The organism is Streptomyces sp. NPDC091371 (assembly GCF_040684275.1).
Lineage (GTDB): Bacteria > Actinomycetota > Actinomycetes > Streptomycetales > Streptomycetaceae > Streptomyces.
The window spans coordinates 1-20113 of record NZ_JBFBFP010000065.1 but is presented as its reverse complement, the minus strand read 5'-3'; the positions used below and the strand labels follow the sequence as shown (position 1 = coordinate 20113).

The window sequence follows — 20113 nt, the reverse complement described above, 5'->3', positions numbered from 1 at the left end:
TCACCCTTACGAGTGATCGAGGGCGACGGGGAAACCCGCTGTTCTTTAGCGAGGGTAATGAGTTACTCTAAAGACATGCGTGACCTTTCCCATGGCGACGACGCCGCCGCCGTGAACGACCTCCGCTCCGCCGTGATGCGACTGGGGCGGCGCCTCAAGCACCAGCGCGTCGACGAGTCGCTGAGCCCGACCGAGATGTCGGTCCTCGGCACCCTCGCCCGCTGCGGCCAGGCCACCCCCGGTGAGCTGGCCCGGCGCGAGCACGTACAGCCGCCGTCGATGACCCGCATCGTCGCCCTGCTGGAGGCCAAGGGTCTGGTCACGCTGGAGCCGCACCCCGAAGACCGCCGCCAGAAGGTGGTCCGCCAGACCGAGGAAGCCGAAGCGATGCTCGAAGAGAGCCGTCGCAAGCGCAACGCCTTCCTGGCCGGGCTCGCGGCCGAGCTGACCGAGGAGGAGTGGGCCAAGCTGCGCGCGGCCGCACCCGTCCTGGAGAAGCTCGCGCACCTATAAGGACGACGCCAGGAGGCGAACGCTTTTGAGTACGGGAAACGGAGCAGACTCCGCACCCGGCCGCATATCCACCCCTACCACTGATGCACGCGCGGGCACCGCCCCGGGCAAGCGCCCGGGCAAGAAGCAGAACTCGATGTTCAGCTCGCTGAAGATCCGGAACTACCGGCTCTACGCGGCCGGCCAGGCCGTGTCGAACACGGGCACCTGGATGCAGCGCATCGCCCAGGACTGGCTGGTCCTCTCCCTGACCGGCTCCGCCTCCGCCGTCGGCATCACCATCGCCCTGCAGTTCCTGCCGATGCTGATGTTCGGCCTCTACGGAGGCGTCCTCGCCGACCGGCTGCCCAAGCGGCCGCTGCTGATCGCCACCCAGAGCGCGATGGGCCTCACCGGCGTCGCGCTCGCCGTGCTCACCCTGGCCGGACACGTCCAGGTCTGGCACGTCTACCTCGCCGCCTTCCTGCTCGGCCTCGTCACCGTCGTCGACAACCCGGCCCGGCAGACGTTCGTCCCCGAGATGGTCGGCAAGGACCAGCTGGCCAACGCCGTCAGCCTCAACTCGGCGAACTTCCAGTCCGCGCGGCTGGTCGGCCCGGCGATCGCCGGTGTGCTGATCACCGCCGTCGGCTCCGGCTGGGCCTTCCTGCTGAACGGACTGTCCTTCGCCGCGCCCGTCATCGGCCTGCTGCTGATGCGTACGAACGAACTGCGCCCCGTCGAACCGCAGCCCCGCGCGAAGGGACAGCTGCGCGAGGGCCTGCGCTACGTCGCCGGAAAGCCGGAGCTGATCTGGCCGATCGTGCTGGTCGGCTTCATCGGGACCTTCGGGTTCAACTTCCCGATCTGGCTCTCCGCGTTCGTCAGCGACCTCTTCCACGGGGACGCGGGCACGTACGGGTTCTTCAACACCCTGATCGCGGCCGGCTCCCTGGCCGGCGCGCTGCTCGCCGCCCGACGGGGGCTGTCACGGCTGCGGCTGCTGACGGCGGCCGCGGCACTGTTCTCGGCGCTGCTGATCGTCACGGCCTTCGCGCCGGGATTCTGGCTGTTCGCGGCGCTGCTCGTGCCGATCGGGCTGTTCGGGCTGACCGTCAACGTCACGGCCAACTCCAGCGTGCAGATGGCCACCGACCCGGAGATGCGGGGGCGGGTCATGGCCCTGTTCATGATGGTGTTCACGGGCGGCACCCCGGTGGGTGCGCCGCTGGTGGGCTGGATCACGGACACGTACGGCGCGCGGATCGGGATGGCGGCGGGCGGTGTGATCTCGCTGGCCGCCTCTGTCGCCGTCGGGGTTGTCCTCGCCCGGGTGGGCAACCTGAGGCTGCGCGTGAACCGGCACGGGGTGGCCTTCGTCCCCTCCGCCGGCTCGCGCCGCCGCGAACTGGTGGCGGTGGCCTGAGCGCCTGCGGCCCGGCCGGCTCGCGCCGCCGCGAACTGGTGGCGGTCGCATAACGCCTGCGGCCCGGCTTCCTGGGGCTCCGCCCCAGACCCCGCGCCTCAAACGCCGGCGGGGCTGGAATTGCCGGCGTGTGAGGCGCAGGGCCGGGGCGGAGCCCCGGGAGCGGCGGTGCGGCCGAGCGCACCACCCGGGGCCGGCGGCGCCGCTAGGCTCGCGGTATGAGACTGTTCGTCGCCGTGCTGCCGCCGCCCACCGCAGTGGGGGAGCTCGCGCAGGCCCTGGAGGGGCTGCGGGACGACCGGCTGCGCTGGACCGCCGAGGCCGGCTGGCACTTCACGCTCGCCTTCCTCGGCGAGGTGCGGGACGAGGTGCTCCCCGAGCTGCACGCCCGCCTCGCCAGGGCCGCCCACCGGACCGCCCCGTTCGGGCTGCGGCTGCACGGCGCCGGCCACTTCGGGGACCGCGCGCTGTGGGTCGGGGCCGCCGGGGACCTCGGTGCGATGCGGATGCTCGCCGAGCGGGCCGACGCCGCCGCGCGGCGGGCCGGCGTACCGATGGGGCAGCACCACCGGTACACCCCGCACCTCACCCTGGGCCGCAGCCGCGACATCGGCCGCGACCACCCCCACCAGGGCGACGGCGACGGCCTGCGGCCCTACCTGGACGGGCTCGCCTCCTTCGAGGGGACCGCCTGGCAGGTCGGCGAGCTGAGCCTGGTCCGCAGCAACCTGCCCACGAGCGGGATCCCCGGCGAGCAGCCCCGCTACGAAACGGTCGCCGCCTGGCCCCTGGAAGGCCGGCCGGAAGGAAGCGGTTAGGCTCGACGGGTGGATCCCAAGACCCGAAACCGTGTAATGGCCGGTGTGCTCGTGCTGATGTTCGTCGTCGTGGCCGTAGCGGCCGCCGTCGGCCAGTGACCCGGCGCACGCCCGCTACGGCCCGACGCTGATCACCAGGCGAAGGCCTCCGGAGACGGCCCCGGCCCGGGGAAGATCTCGTCCAGCCCGGCCAGCACCTCCTCGCTCAGCTCCAGCTCCAGCGCGCGCAGCGCGCTCTCCAGCTGCTGCGCCGTGCGCGGCCCGACGATGGGGCCCGTCACGCCCGGCCGGGTGAGCAGCCAGGCCAGGGCCGCCTCGCCGGGCTCCAGGCCGTGCTTGTCGAGGAGGTCCTCGTACGCCTGCAGCTGCGCCCGCGTCTTGCTGTCGGCCAGCGCGTCCGCGGCCCGCCCGGAGGCGCGGCGGCCGCCTTCGGTCTCCTTCTTGATGACCCCGCCGAGCAGCCCGCCGTGCAGCGGGGACCAGGGGATGACCCCGAGGCCGTACTCCTGGGCCGCCGGGATGACCTCCATCTCGGCCCGCCGCTCGGAGAGGTTGTACAGGCACTGCTCGCTGACCAGGCCGACCATCCCGCGCCGGGCGGCCGTCTCGTTGGCCTGGGCGATCTTGTAGCCGGGGAAGTTGGAGGAGCCGGCGTAGAGGACCTTGCCCTGCTGGATCAGGACGTCCACGGCCTGCCAGATCTCCTCGAAGGGGGTCCGGCGGTCGATGTGGTGGAACTGGTAGACGTCGATGTGGTCGGTCTGGAGCCGCTTGAGGCTGGCCTCGACGGCCCGGCGGATGTTCAGCGCCGACAGCCGGTCCTCGTTCGGCCAGGTCTCGCCCTCGCGGGACATGGAGCCGTAGACCTTGGTGGCCAGGACCGTCTTCTCGCGCCGTCCGCCGCCCTGGGCGAACCAGGTGCCGATGATCTCCTCGGTACGGCCCTTGTTCTCACCCCACCCGTACACATTGGCCGTGTCTACGAAATTCAGACCCGCGTCGAGGGCGGCATCCAGGATGCCGTGGCTGGTCGGTTCGTCTGTCTGCGGACCGAAGTTCATCGTGCCGAGTACAAGTCGGCTGACCTTGAGTCCGGTGCGTCCGAGCTGCGTGTACTTCATGGGACCCAAGCCAACTGCTTCGAGTGCACTCAAGGCAAGGGCCCGACCCGGCGCAGCAACTCCTCGGCGGTGGTGCCGAGATGAAGCGGGATCAGCCCTGCGGCCGGTAGGGGCCGCCGATGCCCCAGGCCTGGTGGAGGACCGCCGCGAACTCCCCGGCCAGCCGGTGCTCGCCGGAGGCGTTGGGGTGGGTGCCGTCGTAGGTGTCCTGGTGGATGTCGTACGAGGCCGGGCGCGCGGCCAGCAGGACCGGCGAGGCGGCGGTCGTCAGGTCGGCGACCGCCTTCGCCAGGAGCTCGTTGAAGCGGTCGACCTCGGCGGCGAAGGGCTCGTCCTCCTCGGCCCGTACGTTCGGGATCACCGGGAGCAGCACCATGCGGATGCCGGGGCGGGCCGCGCGGGCCTCGGCGATGAAGCGGCGGGCGTTGTCGGCGGTCTCGTCGGCCTTCGTGTAGAAGCCGAGGTCGATCAGGCCGAGGGAGACGAGCAGGACGTCGGCCCCGGTGTCCCGTACGGCGGGCCCGATGAGCGGCGCCATGTGCTGCCAGCCCTCGCCCCAGCCGGCCAGGTGCCGGCGGGCGTGCTCGGGGAACGCCGGGTCGGCGTACGCGGCGGAGCCCTCGTACAGCTCGTGGCGCGGGCCGACTATCCCGTAGGGGCCGCCGAAGGTGGCGTCGAGGTGCTGCCACATCCGGTAGCGCCAGGTGTAGTCGCCGGCGCGTCCGATGGTCATGGAGTCGCCGACGAACATGAAACGCATCCGGTCATCATCGCGGATCCCCCGCCGCGAGCAGCTGTGATGCCGGACACGCGGGGCGGGCTGGCAGGCTGGGGGGATGCGCATGCTGCCCGTGTCATCCGCCGCCGTTGCCGTAGCCCTCTTCGCACTGCCCTCCGCGGCCTCCGCGGCCTTCGCCGCCGAGGCTCCCGGGGCGTCCTCGTTCAGCATCTCCGACCCCCGGATCAAGGAGTCGAGCGGGCTCGCGGCCAGCCGCATCCACCCCGGCGTGTACTGGACGCACAACGACAGCGACGACGGCCCGTACGTGTACGCCGTGGACTCGGCCACGGGCAAGACGGTGGCCCGGGTCACGCTGACGGGCATCGGGAAGCCGCGCGACGTCGAGGCGGTCTCGCTGGGGCCGGACGGGCAGTTGTACGTCGGGGACATCGGCGACAACCTGAACGGCACCTGGGACCACGTGTGGATCTACCGCTTCCAGGAGCCGAGGGAACTGGGCGATGTCACCGTCAAGGCGGCCCAGTTCACCGTGCGGTACGCGGACGGGCCGCGGAACGCGGAGGCGCTGATGGTCCATCCGGTCTCGGGGCGGGTGTACATCGCGAGCAAGGACGAGAACAAGGGCGGGCTGTACGAGGGCCCCGCGGAGCTGTCGGCGGGCGGCTCGGCGAACGTGTTCCGGCGGGTCGCGGACGTGCCGTGGGTGACGGACGGGGCGTTCTCCCCCGACGGGGGGCGGCTGACCCTGCGGGGGTACTTCTGGGCGCGGACGTACCCGTGGAAGGACGGGCGTCCGGAGGGCGAGGGCGAGCGGGTCGACGCGCCGTGGCAGGGGCAGGCGGAGTCGGTGACGTACACCGCGGACGGGCGGACGCTGATGTTCGGCGCGGAGGGCGTGGCCAGCCGCGTGGTGGCGGTCCCGGTGGCGTCCGGCTCCGCGGCCCCGCCGCCCTCGTCCTCCGCGGCCCCGGCCGCCCCGGGCGCGCCGTCTGCGGCGGAGCCGCGGGGCGGCTTCACGAAGGGCGCGCTCGTCCTGGCGGCAGCGCTGGCACTGACCTTCGCCGCCAAGCGCCTCTTCCGCCGCCGCCGCTCGCACGACTGACCCGGTCCACCTGCAGCGGGGCTGGATGTGGCTGCGGTCGGCTTCCCGGCTCGCCTCAAAGATCGGGGCTCCGCCCGGACCCCGCTCCTCAAACGCCGGAGGGGCTGGATTTGCCCGATGCCGTCCGCTTACTGCGGCAGGTTGGGATTGCCCCTCCGGCGTTTGAGCAGGGGGCACCCCCAGCGGTAGCTGGGGGTGAGTCTGGGCGGAGCCCAAGGGCCGCGCAGCGGCACTTCAGCCTCGCCGGCCCGGCACCTCGGACCCCCCTGGGGTCACTCCTCGTGGATCGGGACGCGGCCGTTCAGGGACGGGGCCGGCGGGCCGGCGGGGTCGGCCGGGGCCGGGGATTGGGACATGCTGGCCAGGAGCTGGCGGGCCACGCCCAGGCCCGCGCCGCCCATGGAGAGGGCCTTCGCGAACATCTCGGACATCCCCTCCGCCCCGTTCAGCAGCACCATGTGCTCCACGTTCCCGAAGGCCCCCGCGCCCGCCTCCACGATCGCCGGCCAGTTCTCGGCCAGTTGCTGCGCGACCACCGCTTCCTGGTTCTCCGCCAGCGCGGCGGCCCGCGCCTTGATGGCCTCCGCCTCCGCGAGACCCCGCGCCTTCGCCGACGCGGCTTCGGCCAGGCCCCGGGCCTGCGTGGCCGCCGCCTCCGCCTCGCCCGTCGCGCGCGTGGCGGTCGCGGCCGCCAGGCCCCGGGCCTCCGTCGCCGCGGCGTCCGCCGTCGCCGCCGTCTTGACCCGCGTGGCCTCCGCCGCGGCCGCGAGCTCCGTTTCCTTCGCCTTCGCCTGCGCCGCCGAGATCCGCGCGTCGCGCTCCGCCTCGGCACGGGTCCTGGTCTCGTACGCCTTCGCGTCCGCCGGCTTGCGCACGTCCGCCTGGAGCTGCTGCTCCCGCCGGTGCGCCTCCAGTTCGGCGACCCTGGTCTCCTGGACCACGACCTCCTGGCGGGCGGCCGCCTCCGACAGGGGGCCCGCCTGCCGGGCGGTGGCCGCTGCCTTGTCGCGTTCGGCCTGGTAGCCGGCCTGGAGGATCTCGCTGTCCCGGGTGGCCTCCGCCATCCGCGCCAGCGCCGTCTGCTCGGCCTCGGTCGCCAGCCGGTTCGCCTCGGCCTGCGCGATCCGCGCGTCCCGCTGCACGGCGGCCGCGTGCGGCATCGCCAGGTTCTTGATGTAGCCCGTCGGGTCCTCGATCTCGTGGATCTGGAGGGAGTCGACGATGAGGCCCAGCTTCTCCATCTCCGTACCGCAGGCCGCCCGGGTCTGCCCGGTCAGCTTCTCCCGGTCGCGGATCATGTCCTCGACCGTCAACCCGCCCACGATGGACCGCAGATGACCGGCGAAGACGATGTGCACCCGCTCCGGCATCATCTTCTGCTGGTCGAGGAAGCGGCGCGCCGCGTTGGCGATGGAGACCAGGTCGTCGCCGATCTTGAAGATGACCACGCCCTTGACCCGCAGCGGGATGCCCTGGTGGGTGACGCAGTCCACCACCAGCTGCGTCTCGTTGAGGTCCAGCGAGAGTTTGCGCACCGCCTGTACGCCCGGGATGACGAGCGTTCCGCGCCCGGTGACGATCCGGAAGCCCATGCCCTCGCCGAGGCCCTCGGTCTTGTGCGTGGAGCCGGAGATGACGAGTGCCTCGTTCGGTTCGGCCACCCGCCACATGAGCTTGAACAGGCCGATCAGAGCCACGATTGCGGCGAGAGCGATTCCCGCCACGACGCCGATAGCCATCGGCAACGCCCCCTTATTTCAGTGCCGTTCGGCACCGACGAGGGCGAGTCTGCGCCTGCCGGACCCTGGCGGGAAGGCATCGGCGGGTTCTTATCGCCATCTTGATACACGCAGCCCGCGGGCCGGTTCAGTTGTCGTAGGCGGCCATCACGTACACCGTGCGCGGCGGCTGGTATTCCACGACCGTCACGACCGTCCCGACGGCGAGCCGCTCCGGCCCGGACCCCGGCACCGGGTGGGCGAGGAAGTGCTCCGCTCCGCCCCGGATCCGTACGATGACCTCGCCCACCAGGCCCGGCCCGACCGTCCCGGTCACCCGGCCGGTCATCCCCACCATGTCCATCTCGGCCTCCCCCATGTCGCGAGGGTACGCCGCCATGCCGGGCAGGGGTCCTCCTCGTCGAGGCGGTACTCCTCGGTGTGGCCCGCGGCGGGGTCGCGCCGCCCGGCTCACCCAAGCGGGTGTACGCCGCCACGCCGCCCCGCGGGGGGCGGCGCGGGTGCTCACGCCTGCCGGGCGGCCTTCGCCTTGAGCGGCTCCCACCAGGCGCGGTTCTCGCGGTACCAGGCGATCGTGGAGGCCAGGCCCTCCTCGAAGGTGACCTGCGGCGCGTAGCCGAGCTCCTCGCTGATCTTGGTGATGTCGAGGGAGTAGCGCAGGTCGTGGCCCTTGCGGTCCTCGACCGGCTCGACCATGTCCCAGCCGGCGCCGGCGGCGTCCAGCAGCAGGCCGGTCAGCTCCTTGTTGGTCAGCTCGACGCCGCCGCCGATGTTGTAGACCTGGCCGGCGCGGCCCCCCTGGAGCACCAGCTCGATGCCCCGGCAGTGGTCCGAGACGTGCAGCCAGTCGCGGATGTTGCCGCCCGTGCCGTAGAGCGGGACCTTCTTGCCGTCGATCAGGTTGGTGGTGAAGAGCGGGATGACCTTCTCGGGGAACTGGTACGGCCCGTAGTTGTTGGAGCAGCGCGTCACCACGACGTCCATGCCGTGCGTGCGGTGGTAGGCCAGTGCGAGCAGGTCGGAGCCCGCCTTGGAGGCGGAGTACGGGGAGTTCGGCGCGAGCGGCCACTCCTCGGTCCAGGAGCCCTCGCCGATCGAGCCGTAGACCTCGTCGGTGGAGACGTGCACGAAGCGGCCGACGCCGTGCTTGCGGGCGGAGTCCAGGAGCACCTGGGTGCCGACCACGTTGGTCATGACGAAGGGGCCCGCGCCGGCGATGGAGCGGTCCACGTGGGACTCGGCGGCGAAGTGCACCACGGCGTCGTGGCCGGGCATCACCCGGTCGACGGCGTCGACGTCGCAGATGTCCCCGCGGACGAAGGCGTAGCCGGGGTGACCGGCGACGGGGGCGAGGTTCTCCTCGACGCCCGAGTAGGTCAGCTTGTCGAACACCGTGACCTGGGCTGCAGGATCCGCGGACAGGCGTGAGCGGACGAACTGCGAGCCTATGAAACCGGCGCCACCGGTCACGAGAATGCGCATAGTGGCTTCACCCTACTGGGGCATACGAGCGAACGGCATGGAACGCAGAACCCGCCCCGTCCGCCCCCAACCCGGGCTGCGGACGGGCGACTTCGACCGCCCGCACCGGCCGTCAGGAGTGGCCCAGGTCCTCGGACCGGAGGTCGGCCGGGGGCACCGAGCCGGTGTCCGCCGCGGGCGCGGCGGGGTGCAGCGGGAATTCGTCCGCGGCCATCGAGTCCAGCACCGGCGGCGCCGGCCTCGGCGGCTTCGGCATGACCGCGGCCTCCGAGTGCCCGCCGCAGCCGTAGGACAGGGAGACCAGCCGGCCGTCGGCCGGGGAGAACTCGTTCGCGCAGACACCGAAGGCCTGGCCGAGCGAACCGCCGATCGCGACGAGGAACCCGCACGACACGCACGAGGCCGGGGCCGCCTGCGCCATCGGGGTCTTCGCGCCGAAGCCCTCGTCCCAGCGGTCGGCCGCGCTGTGCAGCCCGTACCGGGAGAGGATGCGCGCCCGCCGCATGCCCAGTTCCTCGGCGACCGCGGTGATGGAGCCGCGGGCCGGGACCACCGTGCGGTCGGTGACGTCCGCGTCCTCCGCCTCGACCAGCTCGGCCATCTCGGTGGAGACCACCGAGTTCGGCGGCGGGACGTCCTCGCCCGACCAGCCCGGCTCCAGCCGCAGGTCCTCGGCGTCGGTGGGCAGCAGGTCGCCCGGGCCCATGTCGCCGGGGCGCAGCCGCTCGCTCCACGGCACCCACTCGGGGGCGAGCAGCGCGTCGTCGCCGGGCAGCAGCACCGTTTCGTCGAGGGTGACGTTCTTCGCGCGGGAGGCGCGGGTCACGGTGACGGCCCAGCGCCAGCCCCGGTAGCCCGGTTCCTTGCATTCGAAGAAGTGGGTGACGACGCGGTCGCCCTCCGCTACGGCGGAGACGTGCGCTCCCACCACTCCCGGGAAGGCGGCCTCCTCGGCCGACGCACGGGCGAGCTCCACCGCCTCGACGCACAGGCGATCAGGGGTCCGCGGGGTACGGCTTCGCGTCGTCGCAGCACTCACTGGTCTCGTTCTCTCCTACGCCGTCTCACGTGTGCGCCGTCCGTACTGTCGTCCACAACGACCCGTCGGTGCTGTCCGTACGGGGCACGGGCGGAGCGGACCAGAGGGCCGCGTCGACGTCCGCACCCGATCGGACTCCGGGCGCACCTTTATGCGATCCATTCTGCGGTATCGCGAAGAGGCGCGCGGCCAGGAGCAACCGCCGGTGGCGCGCTACGCACGCTACCTCCTCCGACGCCTTCGGCCCACATGCAAGGTCCGATTCGCGGACAAGGAGACGGGACGGACCGCGCCGGGGACGCGACGGGGACGCGCCGGGAGGGCTGCCGGAGGGCGTGGTGGGGCACTATGGCCAGGTGGCACCCGTACGGTCGTCCGCCGGCGGCTCGGGACCGGCCAGGCGGGCCGGCCGGGCCCTGGGGCGCGCCCTGCACCTGCCGATCACCGGCACGGCCCGCGGGATCCGGCGGGCCACGCACGCGCACGGGGCCGGCGAATCGGGCCTCGGCAAGCTGATCGAGCTGCACGCCATCAACGGCGCCGGCGACATGATGATCACCGTGGCGCTGGCGTCGACGGTGTTCTTCTCCGTCCCCACCGACGAGGCCCGCGGCCGGGTGGCCCTGTACCTGGCCATCACGATGGCCCCCTTCACCCTGCTGGCCCCGGTGATCGGCCCGCTGCTGGACCGGCTGCCGCACGGCCGCCGGGCCTCCATGGCGGCCGCGATGCTGGCCCGCGCGCTGCTGGCGCTGCTGATGTCGGGCGCGGTGGCCACGGGCGGGCTGGAGCTGTATCCGGCGGCGCTCGGCGTCCTCGTCGCGTCCAAGGCGTACGGAGTCGTACGCAGCGCCGTGGTCCCGCGCCTCCTGCCGCCCGGGTTCTCGCTCGTCAAGGCGAACTCCCGGGTCACGCTGGCCGGTCTGCTCGCCACGGGCGCGGCGGCTCCGCTGGGTGCCGGCCTGCACGCGATCGGGCCGCAGTGGCCGCTGTACGGGGCCTGCGCGATCTTCATCGGAGGGACCTTCGCGGCGTTCACGCTGCCGCACAAGGTGGACATGGCGGAGGGGGAGCGCCGGGCCCGGCTGTCCACGCACGAGGCGCACTCGAAGCGGCCGGGCCTGCGGACGGTGAGCCGGTCGGTGCTGTGCGGGCTCCTCGCCAACGCGTCGATGCGCGCCCTGTCCGGGTTCCTGATCTTCTTCCTCGCGTTCCTGCTGCGCGAGCACCCCATGGCCGGGCAGAGCGCGGCGGTGTCGCTGGGCATCGTGGGCGTCTCGGCGGGCATCGGCAACGCGTGCGGCACGGCGGTGGGCGCGTGGCTGCGGGCGAGGGCGCCGGAGGCGATCATCGCGTCCGTCCTGACGCTCACCCTCGGGGTCGCGATCCTGGCGGCGGTCTTCTTCAGCGGGCTGTTCATGGCCGTGCTGGGCGCGACGGCGGGCTTCTGCCAGGCGCTGGCGAAGCTCTCGCTGGACGCGATGATCCAGCGGGACGTCCCGGAGGCCGTGCGGACCTCCGCCTTCGCCCGCTCGGAGACGCTGCTCCAGGTGGCCTGGGTGCTGGGCGGCGCGATCGGCATCGCCCTCCCCCTGAACGGGGTCCTGGGCATGTCCGTCGCGGCCCTCATCGTCGCCCTCGGCACGACGATGGCCCTCCGCGGCCTCCTGTCTGCGCCCCGCCACCACCACCCGGGGGCGCCGAGGCCGAGGGTCGCGTAGCCGCCGGCCTCCTGGGGCTCCGCCCCAGACCCCGCGCCTCAAACGCCGGCGGGGCTGGATTTCGCTCCTGCCGCGGGGCTCGCGCGGCGGGCTGGGTTGCCGCGCAGCGGCAATTCCAGCCTCGCCGGCGTTTGAGGCGCGGGGGTCCGGGGGCAGCGCCCCCGGCAGCGGCGCCGCAGTTGTGCGACCCGGGATCCGGGGGCGGAGCCCACACCGCGGCGCGCCGCAGGCCGGCGGGACCCCGTGCAGCGGCGCAGCCCAGCGGCCCGATAGCCTTCGGCTCATGACCGCACCGCTTTTCTCGGGTAGGGCCCGCCGCAGCGTCGCGGCCCTCGGAGCCGTGTCCGCCGGCCTCCTCCTCATCTCCGCCTGCGACAAGCCGACACCGCTGGCGACCGTGACGGTCGGCACGTCGTCGGTGTCCGCCGAATCCGAATGCCACTCCGGCAAGGAGCCGCTCTCCATGGACCGGGTCCAGGAGTGCGTCACCGACATCAAGAACGCCAAGACCATCCAGTACGGCCGCGGGGACACCCTGCGCCTCGGCGTCGAGCCGGATGTCGTCGAGGACGGCAAGCGCTGGTCGGCGTTCCTCGACGGCCAGCCGATCACCGAGCCGTCGTCGAACACCTACCGCAGCTTCCCCGGCGCGGACGTCTTCGCGACCGGCGGCGAGGGCGAGGCCCCGGCCTCGAAGAAGCTGGCCATCCTGCAGACCTCCGAGGACGGCAAGCCGCTCGCCATCTGGTCCTTCAACCTCGAACTCAAGTAACCGGCGGCCACCGGTGCGCGCGCTCGTCGTGACCGCGGTGGCGGCGGAGGCAGACTCCGTCGTTGCCGGTCTGACCCCTCATCCGGACACCCCCGGCCCCGAGCCGCGCACCCTTCCCGGTGGCTACCGCACGACCCGGCGGGACCTCCCCGGCATCGCCCTCGACGTGCTCGTCGGCGGCGTCGGGCCCGCGGCGGCCGCCGCGGGCACCGCCACCGCCCTGGCCCTCGCCGACTACGCCCTCGTGGTCAGCGCCGGCATCGGCGGCGGGTTCGCGCCCGCCGCCCCGGTCGGCTCCCTCGTCGTCGCCGACGCGATCGTCGCCGCCGACCTGGGCGCCGAGACCCCCGAGGGCTTCCTCGACGTCACCGCCCTCGGCTTCGGCCACAGCGTGCACCTGCCGCCCGCCGAACTGGCCGCCCGCGCCGCCGAGGCGACCGGGGCGCTGCTCGCGCCCGTGCTGACCGTCTCCACCGTCACCGGCACCGCCGCCCGGGCCGCCGCGCTCGCCGCCCGGCACCCGCTGGCCGGCGCGGAGGCCATGGAGGGCTTCGGGGTCGCGGAGGCGGCCGCCGCGCACGGGCTGCCCGTACTGGAGATCCGCGCCGTGTCCAACGCCGTGGGCCCGCGCGACCGTGCCGCCTGGCGGATCGGGGACGCGCTCGGCGCGCTCACGGGCGGCTTCCGCGCGCTGGGCCCCGTACTCGCGAACTGGGGAGAACGCCATGAACGCCAGGAACGCCATGACCGGTGACGCCGTGACCGGTGACGCCGTGCGCATCGCCTACTCGCCCTGCCCCAACGACACCTTCGTGTTCGACGCCTGGGCGCACGGCCGCGTCCCGGAGGCACCCGCCCTCGACGTCACCTTCGCCGACATCGACATCACCAACGGCATGGCCGAGCGCGGTGAGCTCGACGTGCTGAAGGTCTCGTACGCCGTCCTGCCGTGGGTGCTGGAGGAGTACGCGCTGCTCCCCTGCGGCGGGGCCCTCGGGCGTGGCTGCGGCCCCTTGGTGCTCACCCGTGAGCCGGGCCTCGACCTGACCGGCAAGACGGTCGCCGTGCCCAGCGAACGCTCCACCGCCTACCTGCTGTTCCGGCTGTGGGCGGCGGACGTGCTGCCCGGCGGGGTCGGCAAGGTGGTCGTGCTGCCGTTCAACGAGATCATGCCTGCGGTCCGCGACGGCCGGGTGGACGCCGGGCTGGTCATCCACGAGGCCCGGTTCACCTATCAGGACTACGGGCTGCACTGCCTGGCCGACATGGGCGAGCACTGGGAGTCCACGACCGGCCTGCCGATCCCGCTCGGCGCGATCGTCGCCAAGCGCTCGCTGGGCGAGCAGACCCTGCGGGCGCTGGCCGAAGCCGCCCGTACGTCGGTCCGGATGGCCTGGGACGACCCGGAGGCCTCCCGCCCGTACGTCCGCGCCCACGCGCAGGAGCTGGACCCGGCCGTCGCCGACCAGCACATCGGGCTGTACGTGAACGAGTTCACGGCCGGGCTCGGCGAGGACGGCTACGCGGCGGTGCGCGGGCTGCTGACCCGGGCGGCAGCCGAGGGTCTGGTACCGGCCATCCCGGCGGGCGCACTCGCGTTCCCGTAAGCCCCCGAAGCCCTGACAAAGCAGGTGCCCCGCCGCTCTTTCGAGTGGCGGGGCACCTGCGCGCCTACGGGTCAGACGTCGAGCTGGTCCGCGACGGCGCGCAGCAGTCCGGCGATCTTCGTGCCGTGCGTCTTGTCGGGGTAACGGCCCCGCTCCAGCATCGGCGTGATGTTCTCCAGGAGCGTCGTGAGGTCCTGCACGATCGAGGCGAGCTCGTCGGGCTTGCGCCGCTGCGCGGCCGCCACGGACGGCGCCGGATCCAGCACCGTCACCGAAAGTGCCTGGTCACCGCGTTGTCCGGCGACCACGCCGAACTCGACGCGCTGGCCGGGCTTGAGGGATTCGACCCCGGCAGGGAGCACCGACGAGTGGACGAAGACGTCTCCGCCGTCGTCGCGGGAGAGAAAGCCGAAGCCCTTCTCACTGTTGAACCACTTGACCTTGCCGGTAGGCACGTCCGTCCTCTGTCCTTGTGCTCGTCGGGGTCCGGATTTCCGTGGAACGGCTCCGGATAACAGCGCAGCGGGTCATGTGTGACCCGCCACCTCAAGGCTAATGGTCGAGGGCCGGGTGACAAGACGTTCCCCGGTCCTTCGCCGGCCCTTCGCCCTCTGCTGCTCAGGCCAGGGAACTACCCTGGTCGGGTGACTGTTACTCCTGATCCCGACGAAGCACGGCCCGGCGACGCACTGGTCAAGGCCGGCGGCATCGTGTTCATCGCCGGCGCCGTCGCCACGCTCGTCACGATGGCCCCGCTGTTCCTCGACATCGACCCGTTCCCGTCGTACGCGTGGGCCGTGTGCATGCTCATGGGCGTCGGCTTCGCGATCTCGGCGGCGGGCGTACTGCGCTCGGCGGCGGCCCAGCGCAGGGCCGCCCGCGCCTCGCAGGCGGCGTAGGCGCGCGGGCGGCGGGTGGGCGGGCCCGGGTGCGGGCGCTCAGGCGGCCTGCGCCGCCACGTACCGCTCCAGCCACTGCGGCAGCGCGGTGAGGTCCGGCAGCACCACGTCGGCGCCCGCCTCCCGCAGCTCCGGCTCCGCGCACGGCCCGGTCGGGACCACCACCGACAGCGCGCCGGCCGTACGGGCCCCGCGAACGTCGCCCACGTGGTCGCCGACGTAGACCTGCGCCCCGTACTCCTTCAGCGCGCCCGCCTTGGCCTCCGCCCACAGCCAGCCGATGACCGCGTCCGGCTCGATGCCGAGGTGCGCCAGGTGCAGGCGGGCGTTCGGCTCGTGCTTGGCCGTCACCACGATCGCGCGGCCGCCGAGGGCCCGGACGGCCTCGATGGCCTCGCGGGCGCCCGGCATCGCCGGGGTCGGCTCGATGGCGTACGTGGGGTAGATCTCACGGTAGCGGTCCGCCATGGCCGGGATCTCGGCCTCCGGGAACCAGTACGCGAGCTCCTCGTCGAGCGGCGGACCGAGCCTCGTGACGGCCTCGTCGGCGTCGATGAACGTGCCCGTCTCGGCCGAGAGGGCCTGGTAGGCGGCCTTGATGCCCGGGCGCGAGTCGATCAGGGTCATGTCGAGGTCGAAGCCGACTGTGAGGTTCATACCTTCCATTGTGCCGAGGCGGGCGGACGGCAAGCGGACTGCGGACCTACGGCGGGGAAACGGACCCTTAGGCTCCGCCCCCGGGAGACGGCGCGGGAGCCGCCCGAAAAAACCTTCGAACTCGCTCTCAACCTTTTCCGTGCGGCAGCACTCAGGACAGGGGTGAACGACACGATGTGAAGGGGAGGGCGGATGCCACCAGGCACCGAGCACGACTTCGAGGCCTTTGCCCGGGCCAGTCAGAGCAAGCTGTACCGGACCGCGTACCTGCTGTGCGGAAACGCCGACGCGGCACGCGATCTGACCCAGACGACCCTCGCGAAGCTGTTCCAGCACTGGCGGAAGGCTTCCGCCGCCGATAGTCCCGACGCGTACGCCAAGACCGTCCTGACCCGCACCTTCCTCGCCGAACGGCGACGGCGGCTGCGGGACCTCCTGGCCCACCGGCACGTCGACCGGGCACCCGTGCCCGCCTACGCGGAGCTGCGCGTGACCCTGCTCGCCGCGCTGGCCGAACTGCCGCCGCGCGCCCGCGCCATGGTCGTCCTGCGCTACTGGGACGACCTCAGCGTCGGCACGGTCGCCGAACTGCTGCGGTGCAGCGAGGGAACGGTCAAGAGCCAGTGCTCGCGCGCCCTGGCAAGGCTGCGCACGCAGCTCGGCGAGGCCCACATCTACGCCACCGAGAACTGAGGAGACGTCATGGGTACCAGTGAAGACCTGTACGAAGTCCCCGAAGACAGCGCCGCCATGCTGGTCCGGGACGCGATGGACCGTACGACCTCCGACCTCCCCCCGCTGCCGGACCTGGTGGGCCCCGCCCGTGCCCAGGGCCGGCGCCGCAAGGCGCGCGTCCGCTTCGCGATCGGCGGCGCGGCCCTGGCCGTGGCCGCGCTCGGCGTGGCCGGCGCCGTGGCACTGCCGGTGGACAACAAGAACCCGCAGGTGGGCGGCACTCTCAACGTGGCCGCACCCCCGTCGAGCTCCAGCACCCTCCCCCCGCCGCCGGTCCACATCGAACCGACCGCGGGCGAGTCGTCGATGGCCGATCTGCCTCCGGCCGAGCGGGCCAAGCAGGAGGACTTCCAGAACCGTTCCGTGTCGGTGCTCCAGAAGCTGCTCCCCGAGAAGATCGGCACGGTCCAGCGGACCGACATCAGCGTGCGCATTTACCAGGGCACGAAGGACGGCAAGAAGTTCACCATCATCTTCTCGGTCCGCCCGTCGGGGCCTGGCGCCAACCCCAAGCCCTGCATCGAGATCAAGGGCATGGTCTGCAAGAAGACCACCCTGCCGGGCGGCATCGAGGCCATGGCGTCCACCTCGCCGGTCAACAGCGGCAACGTCGGGAGCAGCCTCTCCTTCCACTACGGCAAGAGCGACGTCTCCCTGTCCATCTACGCGCAGGACGAGTCGGACACCTCGGCCCCCGCCACCCTCGACCAGCTCCTGGAAATCGCCAAGGCCACCACCTTCCTCGACCTGGTCAAGTCGGCCGACGCCGACCCGGTGCAGAAGGAACAGAAGATCATGCCGGCCTACTGACGGCAGCGGTCACACCACGGGCAGGGTCGGACGAGCTCACGCACCCACCTGCCCCCACGGGGGTGGGGCGGGCCGGGCAGTCCCGTACGGAGGGTCGGGACTGGCGCGGGGTTCGAGCCGGGCGGAATCAGGGAGGGCGCGGGGGCGCCCCCGGCTCGGGCCCTCCCAGGCCGGTTCCCGGAGCAGGCAGGCGGCCAACCACCGCCAAACCTCGACCACAAGGACCTCAGGGGACGTGGGGCGCGTCAGATCGCTCTACCTTCTTGATCGGCGGCCAAGTCCGTACACCACGTGGGCAAATGACAGACTGAACAGATGATCGACGATCTTCCCGCCGGCCTGGCGGCTCGGCACCTCGCCGAGGAAGACCATCTCCGGGTGCTCGCCGTACTGGATACGTGGTGGGGCGGCCTTAAAGGGAGGGCAGGGTCTACGGAACGGGCGCTGCTGCTGCCCCGGCTGTATTTCCAGCATTTCGCCACCACCAGTTTCCTGGTCGAGCGCGGCAGTGGAGAGGTGGCCGCCTTCCTGGTCGGCTTCCTTTCGCAGTCACAGCCCGACGCCGCCTACGTGCACTTCGTCGGCGTCGACCCGGCACTGCACGGGCAAGGCATCGGGAGTGTCCTCTACCGCGCCTTTTTCACTCTCGCCCAGTCCCACGGGCGCCGTTACGTGCACTGCATCACGAGCCCCGAGAACGTCGCCTCGCAGGCATTTCACACTCGGCTCGGATTCGCGGCCTCAGCCGTGAAGCCGGACTACGACGGCCCGGGACTCGATCGGGTGTCGTTCACCATCGACCTCTCCGCGTGAACTCCCGCCGTTCGCCCGGGCCCAGGCACACCACTTCGGGGCCGTGCGGGTCCGCCCGGGCCAGGGTGCGGGCGTCCGCGCCGGAGCCGTGGCGGCGGAGGAGGCGGGAGAAGGGCTCGTCGCCCATCGCGTCGTGGACCGGCACCAGCACTCCCGCACCCAGGGCCTTGGCGCCGGCCACGGCCTCCGCCGGGCCCATCACGATCGGCGGCCCGACGATCGGGCGCAGCCCGTTGACCGGCAGGAGCGCGATGTCCACCGGCCCGTGCTCCTCCCGGTAGCGGGCGACCAGCGACGGGTCCTGGATCTCGCCGCCGAAGAACACGCGGAACCCGCCACCCTCGATCACGTACGCGTTCTGCCGCTGCCCCAGGTTCCGCCCGGCCCCCACCGAGTGCAGCACCAGCCCCGGCGCCGGCCGGACGACCCGTCCCCACGGAAGGTGCGCGGCCGGCGCGTACCCGAGGGCGCGGGCCCGCCGGGCCATGCGGGGGCTGCTCGTGTACACCGGCGTCCTCTCCCGGGGGTGCCGGTACGTGCGCAGACCTCGCAGGTCCCAGTGGTTGAGGTAGGGGTTGCTGACCACGATCGCGGTCAGCGGGGGAAGTTCACCGGCCGCGATGCCCAGCGGCTCACCGCGCCGTACGTACCAGCGCTCCGTGAAGAAGGGATCGGTCAGAACGACGTGGCCGCCGATCTCCAGCAGGACACAGGAGTTGGCGACGCGGGTGATGGCCACGGTCTCGTTGCTCATGCCGCGACGATGCCGCTTAATGTCCACGTGAAGTCAAGCGCGGAAATGACGATCGGCGAGGTAGCCGAACGGTTCGGCCTGGCCACCCATGTCCTGCGGCACTGGGAGAGCGCGGGCCTGCTCACCCCGGCCCGCCAGCGCACCGGGCACCGCCGCTACGGGCAGGCCGATCTGGCGCGTGTCGCGGTCATCCTGATCGCCAAGGACGCAGGCCTCGACCTGGGCCGGATCCGCGAGGTGTTCGCGACCGGCGACCCCATGGACCGGCGCGACCTGCTGCACGGCCACCTCGCGGAGTTGGAGCGCCGCATCGCGCGGGCCACAGCCGCAAAGAATCTGATCGAACACGCACTGGCCTGCCCGCAGCCGTTCGACACCTGCCCCCACGCACGCGCGGCGATCGCCGCCCGCATTCCCCCCGAAGGCGCCCCGGCGCCTTGACTTCAAGTGCGCTTCAGGTTGGAGGCTTCCTCACATACCGGTTCACACATCGGAGGAAGTCCCATGTCGAGCAATGCCGTTCACATCTCCAACCTCGATACGCCCGCCGCATCCTCCGGCCTGCCCTGGTGGAAAGCGCTGATCACCGGCGCGGCCGGCGCCGCCGCCGTCAACCTGCTGATCTTCGCGATCGCCAAACTGGCCGATGCCTCGCTCACCGTCGTCAACGGCCCCGACGAGCACCCGATCACGCTCGGCGGCGTCATCGGCTCCTCAGTCATCCCGCTCGTCATCGGAACGGGCGCCGCCCTCCTGCTGTCCCTGTGGAAGCCGGTGTTCCTGCGGATCGCCCAGTACGTGGGCGGCGGCCTGGCACTGCTTTCGGTTGCCGGCCCGCTCTCGTCCGACGCGGACGGCGGCACCGTCGCCGCCCTGTCCCTGATGCACCTCACCCTCGGCCTGGCGGTCGTCACGACCCTGGAGCTCCACCGCCGCCACCGGCTCCCCTAGAGCGTCATGCCCCATGGCCCCGGACGGCGGTCAGTCGCGGTCGTCGAGAAGCGCGTAGCGATCGTTGGCGGCTTATGACCAGCCCAAGAGGGCCGCAGACGCCGTCTTCGAGGAGCGCGTAGCGATTTGACGCGCCCCACGTCCCCCGAGGCTCTTGTGGTCGAGGCCCGTGGGCGGCTGCGCCGCCTGCCCGGGCCGGGAAGAGATGGCAGGGCCCGAGGCGGGGCGCGCCCCCTCGCTCACGGGGCCGGACATCCCTGACTGGCCCGTCCATCTCCTTCTGACCGGCCCGTTCTTTTGGGGGTTTCCCGGCAGTCTCTTGTCTTTCCGTGGCGGGACGGCCTGAAGCTCCTATAGATCGTCAAGTGGTCTGTGGGTGCTTTGTGGTGGTGGGGGTCGTGTGCGGTAGGTGGCGGTAGATCTCGCGGGCGAC

The 20113-nt window shown here is 72.3% G+C and carries 23 protein-coding genes; 14 read left to right on the top strand and 9 right to left on the bottom strand.

Going from position 1 to position 20113, the window contains the following annotated elements; genetic code table 11:
* Positions 1-75 precede the first annotated feature (75 nt).
* The 3 genes from AB0O21_RS37375 to thpR all read left to right on the top strand — a co-directional run bounded on the left by AB0O21_RS37375 (position 76) and on the right by thpR (position 2736).
* Positions 76-513, top strand: coding sequence for a MarR family transcriptional regulator (locus tag AB0O21_RS37375; RefSeq protein WP_365179426.1), 438 nt, complete (start codon positions 76-78; stop codon positions 511-513).
* A 25-nt stretch (positions 514-538) separates the two neighbouring features.
* Entirely contained in the window at positions 539-1918 is a 1380-nt protein-coding gene (locus AB0O21_RS37370; RefSeq protein ID WP_365179424.1) for an MFS transporter, read from the top strand.
* 218 nt (positions 1919-2136) lie between these two features.
* Positions 2137-2736: an RNA 2',3'-cyclic phosphodiesterase gene (gene thpR, locus AB0O21_RS37365; protein WP_365179421.1), complete on the top strand. Its 600-nt coding sequence runs from the start codon at positions 2137-2139 to the stop codon at positions 2734-2736.
* 131 nt (positions 2737-2867) lie between these two features.
* On the opposite strand, the gene AB0O21_RS37360 is transcribed toward thpR, so the two are convergent.
* Positions 2868-3857 carry an aldo/keto reductase gene (locus tag AB0O21_RS37360; protein ID WP_365179419.1) on the bottom strand — a complete coding sequence of 330 codons (990 nt, stop codon included), beginning with the start codon at positions 3855-3857 and terminating at the stop codon, positions 2868-2870.
* Positions 3858-3948: 91 nt separating this feature from the next.
* The gene (locus AB0O21_RS37355) at positions 3949-4617 is read right to left on the bottom strand and encodes a GDSL-type esterase/lipase family protein (protein WP_365179416.1); all 669 of its coding nucleotides are present in this window, start codon (positions 4615-4617) and stop codon (positions 3949-3951) included.
* Positions 4618-4693: 76 nt separating this feature from the next.
* Here AB0O21_RS37355 and AB0O21_RS37350 point away from each other — a divergent pair, with 76 nt between their 5' ends.
* Positions 4694-5701, top strand: coding sequence for a WD40 repeat domain-containing protein (locus AB0O21_RS37350; protein ID WP_365179413.1), 1008 nt, complete (start codon positions 4694-4696; stop codon positions 5699-5701).
* A gap of 272 nt (positions 5702-5973) precedes the next feature.
* Here AB0O21_RS37350 and AB0O21_RS37345 read toward each other — a convergent pair whose 3' ends face one another.
* The 4 genes from AB0O21_RS37345 to AB0O21_RS37330 form a co-directional block, all read right to left on the bottom strand.
* Positions 5974-7440, bottom strand: coding sequence for an SPFH domain-containing protein (locus AB0O21_RS37345; protein ID WP_365179410.1), 1467 nt, complete (start codon positions 7438-7440; stop codon positions 5974-5976).
* A 127-nt stretch (positions 7441-7567) separates the two neighbouring features.
* Complete coding sequence (locus tag AB0O21_RS37340; protein ID WP_365179407.1) at positions 7568-7798, bottom strand: hypothetical protein; 231 nt, start codon at positions 7796-7798, stop codon at positions 7568-7570.
* A gap of 146 nt (positions 7799-7944) precedes the next feature.
* On the bottom strand, positions 7945-8922 hold the full coding sequence (gene rfbB, locus AB0O21_RS37335) for a dTDP-glucose 4,6-dehydratase (RefSeq protein WP_365179404.1): 978 nt from the start codon (positions 8920-8922) through the stop codon (positions 7945-7947).
* 112 nt (positions 8923-9034) lie between these two features.
* Complete coding sequence (locus AB0O21_RS37330; protein WP_365179401.1) at positions 9035-9961, bottom strand: DUF3027 domain-containing protein; 927 nt, start codon at positions 9959-9961, stop codon at positions 9035-9037.
* Positions 9962-10317: 356 nt separating this feature from the next.
* On the opposite strand from AB0O21_RS37330, the gene AB0O21_RS37325 reads away from it, so the two are divergent.
* The 4 genes from AB0O21_RS37325 (at position 10318) to AB0O21_RS37310 (ending at position 14061) form a co-directional block, all read left to right on the top strand.
* Complete coding sequence (locus tag AB0O21_RS37325; protein ID WP_365179398.1) at positions 10318-11682, top strand: MFS transporter; 1365 nt, start codon at positions 10318-10320, stop codon at positions 11680-11682.
* A 283-nt stretch (positions 11683-11965) separates the two neighbouring features.
* Positions 11966-12454: a DUF2771 domain-containing protein gene (locus AB0O21_RS37320; RefSeq protein WP_365179395.1), complete on the top strand. Its 489-nt coding sequence runs from the start codon at positions 11966-11968 to the stop codon at positions 12452-12454.
* A gap of 13 nt (positions 12455-12467) precedes the next feature.
* Positions 12468-13208 (top strand): futalosine hydrolase, encoded by a 741-nt coding sequence (locus tag AB0O21_RS37315; protein WP_365179392.1) that lies wholly within the window; start codon positions 12468-12470, stop codon positions 13206-13208.
* Positions 13180-14061 carry a 1,4-dihydroxy-6-naphthoate synthase gene (locus AB0O21_RS37310; RefSeq protein WP_365179389.1) on the top strand — a complete coding sequence of 294 codons (882 nt, stop codon included), beginning with the start codon at positions 13180-13182 and terminating at the stop codon, positions 14059-14061. The genes AB0O21_RS37315 and AB0O21_RS37310 overlap by 29 nt, the downstream gene beginning before the upstream one ends.
* 71 nt (positions 14062-14132) lie before the next feature.
* On the opposite strand, the gene AB0O21_RS37305 is transcribed toward AB0O21_RS37310, so the two are convergent.
* On the bottom strand, positions 14133-14516 hold the full coding sequence (locus tag AB0O21_RS37305) for a cold-shock protein (RefSeq protein WP_365179386.1): 384 nt from the start codon (positions 14514-14516) through the stop codon (positions 14133-14135).
* 189 nt (positions 14517-14705) lie between these two features.
* Between AB0O21_RS37305 and AB0O21_RS37300 the strand changes: the two genes are divergently transcribed.
* Positions 14706-14960: a hypothetical protein gene (locus AB0O21_RS37300; RefSeq protein WP_365179383.1), complete on the top strand. Its 255-nt coding sequence runs from the start codon at positions 14706-14708 to the stop codon at positions 14958-14960.
* A gap of 39 nt (positions 14961-14999) precedes the next feature.
* Here the strand turns inward: AB0O21_RS37300 and AB0O21_RS37295 are convergent, their stop codons facing one another.
* Positions 15000-15617, bottom strand: coding sequence for an HAD family hydrolase (locus tag AB0O21_RS37295; protein ID WP_365179380.1), 618 nt, complete (start codon positions 15615-15617; stop codon positions 15000-15002).
* A 192-nt stretch (positions 15618-15809) separates the two neighbouring features.
* Between AB0O21_RS37295 and AB0O21_RS37290 the strand changes: the two genes are divergently transcribed.
* The 3 genes from AB0O21_RS37290 (at position 15810) to AB0O21_RS37280 (ending at position 17975) form a co-directional block, all read left to right on the top strand.
* Positions 15810-16310: a SigE family RNA polymerase sigma factor gene (locus tag AB0O21_RS37290; protein ID WP_365179377.1), complete on the top strand. Its 501-nt coding sequence runs from the start codon at positions 15810-15812 to the stop codon at positions 16308-16310.
* Between the two features lie 9 nt (positions 16311-16319).
* The gene (locus AB0O21_RS37285; protein ID WP_365179375.1) at positions 16320-17162 is read left to right on the top strand and encodes a hypothetical protein; all 843 of its coding nucleotides are present in this window, start codon (positions 16320-16322) and stop codon (positions 17160-17162) included.
* A gap of 315 nt (positions 17163-17477) precedes the next feature.
* Positions 17478-17975: a GNAT family N-acetyltransferase gene (locus tag AB0O21_RS37280; RefSeq protein WP_365179372.1), complete on the top strand. Its 498-nt coding sequence runs from the start codon at positions 17478-17480 to the stop codon at positions 17973-17975.
* Here the strand turns inward: AB0O21_RS37280 and AB0O21_RS37275 are convergent.
* Positions 17953-18729: an MBL fold metallo-hydrolase gene (locus tag AB0O21_RS37275; RefSeq protein WP_365179369.1), complete on the bottom strand. Its 777-nt coding sequence runs from the start codon at positions 18727-18729 to the stop codon at positions 17953-17955. The two genes, AB0O21_RS37280 and AB0O21_RS37275, sit on opposite strands and share 23 nt — an antisense overlap.
* Positions 18730-18756: 27 nt before the next feature.
* Between AB0O21_RS37275 and AB0O21_RS37270 the strand changes: the two genes are divergently transcribed.
* Positions 18757-19170: a MerR family transcriptional regulator gene (locus AB0O21_RS37270; RefSeq protein WP_365179367.1), complete on the top strand. Its 414-nt coding sequence runs from the start codon at positions 18757-18759 to the stop codon at positions 19168-19170.
* A gap of 63 nt (positions 19171-19233) precedes the next feature.
* Positions 19234-19680 carry a DUF6069 family protein gene (locus AB0O21_RS37265; RefSeq protein ID WP_365179364.1) on the top strand — a complete coding sequence of 149 codons (447 nt, stop codon included), beginning with the start codon at positions 19234-19236 and terminating at the stop codon, positions 19678-19680.
* Positions 19681-20113: the final 433 nt, after the last annotated feature.